General features: G+C 71.3%; 8 protein-coding genes. 1 reads left to right on the top strand and 7 read right to left on the bottom strand.

Translation table 11 applies throughout. The features are described from left to right. The 3 genes from J1C73_RS08040 to J1C73_RS08030 all read right to left on the bottom strand — a co-directional run. A partial coding sequence (locus J1C73_RS08040; protein ID WP_207315735.1) for an ATP-binding cassette domain-containing protein occupies positions 1–559 on the bottom strand: 559 nt, incomplete at its 3' end. Continuing rightward, complete coding sequence (locus tag J1C73_RS08035; RefSeq protein ID WP_207315734.1) at positions 556–1,608, bottom strand: ABC transporter permease; 1,053 nt, start codon at positions 1,606–1,608, stop codon at positions 556–558. The genes J1C73_RS08035 and J1C73_RS08040, both read right to left, overlap by 4 nt. After that, on the bottom strand, positions 1,605–2,618 hold the full coding sequence (locus J1C73_RS08030; protein ID WP_443732216.1) for a sugar ABC transporter substrate-binding protein: 1,014 nt from the start codon (positions 2,616–2,618) through the stop codon (positions 1,605–1,607). Before J1C73_RS08030 ends, J1C73_RS08035 begins: the two co-directional genes overlap by 4 nt. A gap of 388 nt (positions 2,619–3,006) precedes the next feature. Between J1C73_RS08030 and J1C73_RS08025 the strand changes: the two genes are divergently transcribed. Then, positions 3,007–4,011, top strand: a complete 1,005-nt coding sequence (locus J1C73_RS08025) for a Gfo/Idh/MocA family protein (protein WP_207315732.1) — start codon at positions 3,007–3,009, stop codon at positions 4,009–4,011. Positions 4,012–4,041: 30 nt separating this feature from the next. Here J1C73_RS08025 and J1C73_RS08020 read toward each other — a convergent pair whose 3' ends face one another. The 4 genes from J1C73_RS08020 to J1C73_RS08005 all read right to left on the bottom strand — a co-directional run. After that, complete coding sequence (locus J1C73_RS08020) at positions 4,042–5,238, bottom strand: cytochrome P450 family protein (RefSeq protein ID WP_207315731.1); 1,197 nt, start codon at positions 5,236–5,238, stop codon at positions 4,042–4,044. 31 nt (positions 5,239–5,269) lie between these two features. After that, positions 5,270–5,683, bottom strand: coding sequence for a PaaI family thioesterase (locus tag J1C73_RS08015; RefSeq protein ID WP_207315730.1), 414 nt, complete (start codon positions 5,681–5,683; stop codon positions 5,270–5,272). 14 nt (positions 5,684–5,697) lie between these two features. Next, a complete protein-coding gene (locus J1C73_RS08010) occupies positions 5,698–6,876 on the bottom strand; it encodes a cytochrome P450 family protein (RefSeq protein ID WP_207315729.1) in 1,179 nt (392 codons plus the stop codon). 85 nt (positions 6,877–6,961) lie between these two features. Further along, positions 6,962–7,618: response regulator (locus J1C73_RS08005; RefSeq protein WP_207315728.1), on the bottom strand; the 657-nt coding region annotated here is incomplete at its 5' end.

Here is a 7,618-nt window from a genome sequence, read left to right as displayed (position 1 = left end):
TCGGCTCGTCCAGGACGAGCACCTTGGCGCCGAAGTGGACGGCCCGCGCGATGGCCACGCACTGGCGCTCGCCGCCGGACAGGGTGCCGATGGGCTGGTCGACGTCGCGCAGGTCGATGCCCATCCGCAGCAGCGCGGAGCGGGTGGTCTCGCGCATCAGCCGGACGTCGAGGCGTTTGAAGGGGCCCGCGCCGGTCGTCGGCTCGGAGCCGAGGAAGAAGTTCCGCCAGACCGGCATCAGCGGGACCACGGCGAGGTCCTGGTAGACCGTGGCGATGCCCCGGTCCAGGGCGTCGCGCGGGTTGGCGAGCATGGTCTCCTCGCCGTCCACGAGGAAGCTTCCGGCGTCGTGCCGGTGCAGACCCGCGATGATCTTGATGAGGGTGGACTTGCCGGCGCCGTTGTCGCCGAGGACGCAGGTGATCTCGCCCGCCCGGACCTCCAGCGAGACGTCCTGGAGCGCCTTGATGCTGCCGTAGAACTTACTGACGTGGTCGAGCTCGACCAGCGCCCGCCGGTCGGTCTCCGCCGGCCCGTTCGATGACTGGGGGGCCGTCATTTCGTCGCCTCCGCGCGCTTGCGTACCCATGCGTTGAGCAGGGTGGCCAGGAGCAGCATGGCTCCGAGGAAGAATTTGAACCAGTCCGGGTTCCACTCCGCGTACACGATGCCCTTGCCGGTCATGCCGAAGATGAAGGCACCGACCGCCGAGCCGATCGCGGAGCCGTACCCGCCGGTGATCAGGCAGCCGCCGATGACGGCCGCGATGATGTACGTCAGCTCGTTGCCGACACCCTCGCCGGACTGCACCACGTCGTAGCTGAACAGCAGGTGCTGACCGGAGACCCAGGCGGCGAAGGCCACCCCGAGGTAGAGCCCGATCTTCGTACGGATCACCGGGACGCCGACCGCGCGGGCCGCGTCGGCCCCGCCGCCGACCGCGTAGATCCAGTTGCCGAAGCGCGTGCGGAGCAGGATCCAGGTGGCGACCGCGACGAGGACGGCCCACCACAGGATGGTCACCTTGAGCTCGACGCCGCCGACGGTCCACTCCGAGGCGAAGATCTTGCGGGCCGAGGCGAAGCCCTCCATGTCCCCGATGGTCTTCGTCGAGACGGTCCGGCTGATCAGCTTGGTGAAGCCGAGGTTGAGGCCCGTCAGCATCAGGAACGTACCGAGCGTGATGATGAAGCTCGGTAGTTTGGTACGGGTCAGCATGAAGCCGTTGAACGCGCCGATGGCCAGGGTGACCAGCAACGACACAAAGACGCCGACCCAGACGTTGGCGGTCATCTGGTAGCTGAACATCGACGAGATCAGCGCCGAGCTGGTGACCATCACACCCGCGGAGAGGTCGAACTCGCCACCGATCATCAGGAGCGCGACCGGCGCCGCCATGATCCCGATGGTGGAGGCCGCGTAGAGCACGGTGCCGAAGCTGGTGGCGCGCAGGAAGCTGTCGGCCACGATCGAGAAGAAGAGGAAGACGGCCACGGCCCCGACGAGCGAACCCAGCTCGGGGCGGCCGAGCAGTTTGCGCAGCGGTGAGGTGCGCAGCAGCCGCTCGTCCGCCCCGGCGGGAGCGGGCTGCCCCGGCGTCGCGGTCATCGCGTTCCCCGCTTGGTGTACTCGGCCAGCTGGGCGGCGTCCTTCGAGGTGATGACCTGGGGGCCGGTGAGGACCGGACGGCCACCGCCGAGCACGTTGCGGTTGTAGCGGTAGAGCCAGAGCAGGTCGACGGCCTCGTACCCCTGAAGGTAGGGCTGCTGGTCGACGGCGAAGCCGAGGGTCTTGGCCTGGAGCTCGGTGGCGACCTTGGCGTTCAGGTCGAAGGTGTCGATCTCGGCCTTGCTGCCGGCGGTCTGCTTCGCCTTGACGGCCGCGTCCGCGAACGGCGCCCCGAGCGTGACGACCGCGTCGATGCCCTTGTCGGCCTGGAGCTTCGCCTCGATGGAGGCCTGGACGTCCGGCATGTTGGTGCCCTCGACGTACAGGCTCTGCATCTCGCCGTCGAAGGCCTTCTTCGCTCCGGCGCAGCGCTGCTCATGGCCGACGTTGCCCTGCTCGTGAAGGATGCACAGGGCCTTCTTGCGGCCGCGCTTGTTGAGCTCCTCGCCGACGGCCTCGCCCGCGATGGACTCGTCCTGGCCGATGTGGGTGAGCGCGCCGAACCGCTTGGATTCCGCGGAGCCCGAGTTCACCGTGATCACCGGAATGCCGGCCTTGGTGGCCTTGGCGACGACGTCCTTCATCGCGTCGGGCTTGGCGAGCGTGACGATCAGCCCGTCGACCTTCTTGTCGATGGCGGCCTGGATCAGCTGGGCCTGCTGCTGCGCCTCGTCGTTGTGCGAGTACAGGAAGTTGATGTTGTCCTTGCCGGCCGCCATCTTGGCGCCCTTCTGGACGATGTCCCAGAAGGTGTCGCCGTCGCCCGAGTGGGTGACCATGGCGAAGGTCCAGCGGGGCGTGTTCACCGCGGACCGGCCCTCGGCGGCGGCCTGCGCCGCCCGGTCCTCCGCCCGCTTGCCGCCGGTGCTGCTGCATCCCATGAGGGAAGCCCCGAGCACCGCCGCAAGCACGGCACCCATCGCACGTACCCCTGTCCGAACCCTTGCCACGACTCCGTGCCCTTCTCGTGCTGCTCGTTGTGCTGCTGGTGGAGCCGGGGCCCGTACGGTCCCGGTCCGGCTGGGCAAGTATCCCCGAGCCGCCACCACGGCCGCCCGGCAGGGCGCGGCGCGTGTGTCGGGTCGGGGCGCGTACGGCGCCGGGGGCGGCCGTGTGCTGCCGTCGTCACCGTACGAGAGGCCGGGAAGCCTCCGACACCGTACGGAAGTCGCGGGGCGCTGTCACCGTGCGGGGAGGCGGAATTCCAAGGAGTGGGGCGGGGCCCCGCGGGGTTTTCCCGGCCGTGGCAGCGGGTGGTCGCGACCGCGCCCCGACACAGAAGTGGCTTTGTCAGGACATATAGTTGACAGCGCCGCCGGTGACCGGCACGTTGGGTCCATGCGCATCGGACTCATCGGCACCGGCCGGATCGGCTCCTTCCACGCGGGCGTGCTGTCCCGTCACCCCTCGGTGGACGCCCTGGTGGTGACGGACACCGACCCGGTCCGCGCGGCCGAGGTCGCGCACCGGACCGGGGCGAGGGCCGTCGGCTCCGCCGCGGAGGTGTTCGGCGCGGGCGTGGACGCCGTGGTGATCGCCTCGGCGACCGCCGCGCACGCCGAGCTGATCGGCCGGGCCGCGCGGGCCGGGCTGCCCGCGTTCTGCGAGAAGCCCGTCGCCGTCGACCTGGCGGGCACGCTGGACGCGCTGCGCGAGACGCAGGAGGCGGGGAGCGTGCTCCAGCTGGGGTTCATGCGCCGGTTCGACGCCGGGTACACGGCGGCGCGCGCCGCCGTGCGCGGCGGGGCCCTCGGCAGGCTGCACACCGTCCGGACGGTGACCTCCGATCCGGCGCCACCGCCCGCGGCCTATCTGCCGCTCTCCGGCGGGCTGTACCGGGACTGCCTGATCCATGACTTCGACATGGTGCGCTGGGTGACGGGCCGCGAGGTGGCGCGGGTGTACGCCACCGGCTCGGACAGCGGGCCGCCGATGTTCCGCGAGGCCGGCGACGTGGACACCGCGGCGGCGCTGCTGACCCTGGACGACGGCACGCTCGTCACGGCGACGGCGACCCGCTGCAACGGCGCCGGGTACGACGTACGGATGGAGCTCGCCGGCGAGCTGGACCAGCTCGCGGTCGGCCTGGACGACCGCACCCCGCTCACCTCCACCGAGCCGCAGGGCCCCGCCGCCCCGGCCAAGCCCTGGCCGGGCTTCCTGGAGCGCTTCGCCCCGGCGTACGAGGCCGAACTGGACGCCTTCGTAAGGCTGGTGCGGGGCGAGGCGGCCAATCCGTGCGACGGCCGGGAGGCCCTGCACGCCCTGCGGATCGCGGAGGCCTGCGAGGTCTCGCGCCGGGAGCGCCGGCCGGTGGAGCTGTCGGAGATCCCCGGAGGCTGAGGGCGGTCGCGCGAAAGGGCCCGGCGGCCCTCACCACCGGACCGGCAGTCCCTCCGGTCCCCGGATCAGCATCCCGGTACGCCAGGTCAGCGCGTCCGGATCCGTGTCCAGCGCCAGTTCCGGGCAGCGCTCCAGCAGCGATCCGATCGCCACCGCCGCCTCGATACGGGCCAGCGGCGCACCCAGGCAGTAGTGGATTCCGTGCCCGAAGGCGACGTGCCCCCGGGCGTCCCTGGTGATGTCGAACCGGTCCGCGTCCGGGTAGCGGTCCGGGTCGCGGTTGGCGTCGGCCATCGCGATCAGGACCAGCTCGCCGCCGCCCGGGATCACCGTGCCGCCGATGTCGAGCGGGCCGGTGGTGAAGCGGTAGGTGGGTGTCTCGACCGGGCCCGCGTAACGGAGCATCTCCTCCACCGCGTTGTCGATGAGGGCGGGATCCGCCCGCAGTGCTTCGAGCTGCTCCGGGTGGGTGAGCAGGGCGAGCACCCCGTTGGAGATGAGGTTTACCGTGGTCTCGTGGCCGGCTACGAGCAGCAGCCAGGCCATGCCCATGAGTTCATCGCCGGAGAGCCGGTCGCCCTCCTCGTCGGCCGTGTGGATCAGCGCGCTCATCAGGTCGTCGCCGGGCTGTGCGCGCTTGTCGTCGAGGAGTCCGGCCAGATAGCCGGACATCTCGGCGGTCACCGCGCGGCGGGCCGCGCCGTCGATGGCGGACAACGCGGTGTTGGACCAGGCCCGGAAGGCGCGGCGGTCCAGGAAGGGAACCCCGAGCAGTTCACAGATGACGGACATCGGCAGCGGGAACGCCAGCGACTCGACGAGATCGGTGCCGCGGCCGGGCCCCGCGAGCATCGTGTCGAGCAGCTCGTCCGTCATCCGCCGTACACGCGGGACGAGTCGCCGCATCCGGCGCTGGGTGAACTCCCGGGTCACCAGCTTGCGCAGCCGGGTGTGCACGGGTGCGTCCGTGCTGAGCATGGACGCACCCGAGGCGACCTGGCTCACGCCGAGGGCGGGCGAGGCGCTGCTCCACTGCTTGGAGAGCCGCTGGTCCGCGAGCGCGGCCCGGCCCTCCTCGTACCCGACGACGAGCCAGCCGGGCGTGCCCTGCGGGATGCGGATGCGGTGGACGGGACCGCGGGCCCGTAACTCCGCGTACACGGGGTACGGATCGCGGACGTACCGCTCGCCGAGCGCCCCGAGGTCGACCATCGCTTCAGTCGTCATGTCCGGCTCCTCCAGTCGGGCTCCTTCAGGATCACGCGGCGCTCAGCACGGTGCCCTGGGCGACCGCGCAGAGGGTTTTGGTGCCGTCCTCGCCCACGGCGAACAGATCGCAGCGTGCCACCGCCTGCCGGCGGCCGGTGTGGACGACGTCCGCGCGGGCGACGAGTCCGGAGCCGGTGGCGGGCCGCAGGTACTGGATCGAGAAGCCGCCGGTCAGCACGGCCGGGCCGAGTGTCGTTCCGGCGGCGAAGGTGAGCGCGTTGTCGGCGGCGTAGGCGAGGACCCCGCCGTGCAGGAATCCGTTCTGCTGCCGGAGTTCCTCGCGGGCGTCGATCTCCAGCGTGGCCCCGCCGTCGCCGAACGCGGTGATCCGCGCCCCGACGAGCCTGCTGAACGGCTGGCTGTCGAGCACCTTCTGGGCCATCTCCAGGTCGAGTCCGGTCATGACGTTCCCCTCTGTCACCAGCGCACGGGGAGCCGTCGCACCCCGCGGATCAGCATGCCGGGCAGCCAGTCCGGCTCCCCGGCGTCCGGATCGAGCCCGAGTCCGGGGCACCGCTCCAGCAGCGACCGGATCGCGATGCGGCCCTCCATCCGGGCCAGCGGCGCGCCCATGCAGAAGTGGATCCCGTGCCCGAAGGCCAGGTGCCCCTGCGCGTCGCGGCGGATGTCGAACCGGTCCGGATCCGGGTAGCGGCCGTGGTCGCGGTCGCCGCCCGCCAGGGCGACCAGGACCGGATCACCGGCGGCGATGGCGGTGGAGCCGATCATGACGTCCTCCCGGGCGAACCGGAAGGTGGCGGTCTCCACCGGCCCGTCGTAGCGGAGCATCTCCTCGACCGCCCCGTCAATCAGCCCGAAGTCGGCCCGCAGAGCTGCCAGTTGCCCGGGGTGATCGAGCAGGGCCCGCACCCCGTTGGAGATCAGGTTGACCGTCGTCTCATGACCGGCGACGAGCAGCAGGAAGGCCATGCCGACCAGTTCGTCGGGCGACAGCGCGTCACCGTCCTCGTACCTGGCGGCGATCAGCGCACTCAGCAGGTCGTCGCCCGGCGAGCAGCGCTTGTCCTCGATCAGCTCGGCGAGATAGCCGGCCATGGCGCGGACCGCGTCGCCCTCCTCCTGCGCACCGGCCGGTGAGACCACGTCGTTCGACAGCCGGCGAAAGGCGTCCCGGTCCAGGTCGGGCACGCCGATGAGTTCGCAGATGACGGTCATGGGCAGCGGGAAGGCGAGTGCGTCGATGAGATCCGCCTGCCCGGCGGGCAGCATCGCGTCGAGCAGTCCGTCGGTGATCTGCTGCACGCGGGGCCGCAGCGCCTCGATCCGGCGGGCGGTGAACTCCCGGGCGACCAGCTTGCGCAGCCGGGTGTGGTCGGGTGCGTCCATCTCCAGCATGTTGGCGTTGATCGGGTTGCCCGCACCCGTCTGGCCGGGCAGCGTCCGCCAGTCCTTGCCGAACCGCTGGTCGGCCAGGACGGCGCGCCCCTCGTCGTACCCGACGACGAGCCACACCCGGTCGAAGTCGTCGGTCCGGACGGTGTGCACCGGACCTTCGGCGCGCATCTTCGCGTAGTACGGATACGGATTCGCGGTGAAGTCCGCGACCCCGCGCAGATCTGCATCGACATCGGGCATGGGCCCGCCCTCCCGGTCTGATCGGTCCTGCCGCCAGGACCGGCCGCTTCAGCGTATGCCGCCGGGCCCGGTCCGGACGAAAGGTTCAGGACAGGCCGTGTCCCTCACCTTCGTCCAGCAGGCCCGCGTCGTGGACCAGCAGGGCGATCTGGACGCGGTTGTTGAAGTCGAACTTGGCGAGAATCCGCGATACCTGGGTCTTCACCGTGGCCACGCTCAGATAGAGCGCCGCGGCGATCTCGGCGTTGGAACGGCCGTGCCCGACGGCGATGGCCACCTCGCGTTCCCGTTCGGCGAGCAACGTGAGGCGCCGGCGGGCCCGTTGTGCGCGGTCCGCCTTCTCCTCCCGGCCGGGGCCTGCCGCGCGGGCCATCAGCTGCCGGGTGACCGCGGGCGACAGGACCGGGTCACCGGCCGCCACACGACGCACGGAGTCGACGATCTGCCCGGGCGGGGTGTCCTTGAGTACGAAGCCGGCCGCTCCGGCACGGATCGCGCGCAGCACCTGTTCGTCGGCGTGGAACGTGGTCAGGACGATGACCTCGGGTGCGTCCGGGCGGCCGCGCAGCACCTCGGTGGCGGTCAGCCCGTCCATGACCGGCATGCGGATGTCCATCAGGACCACGTCCGGCCGGAGCCGTTCGACGAGTCCGGCCGCCTCGCTGCCGTCGGCCCCCTCGCCCACGATGTCGATGTCGGCGGCACCGCCGAGCATCGACATCGTGGGCGAGGGGGCCGACGG

Source organism: Streptomyces laculatispora (assembly GCF_017353455.1).
GTDB classification, from domain to species: domain Bacteria; phylum Actinomycetota; class Actinomycetes; order Streptomycetales; family Streptomycetaceae; genus Streptomyces; species Streptomyces laculatispora.
Note: the sequence above shows the minus strand (reverse complement) of the source record. Positions and strands in the feature narration are given on the sequence as shown.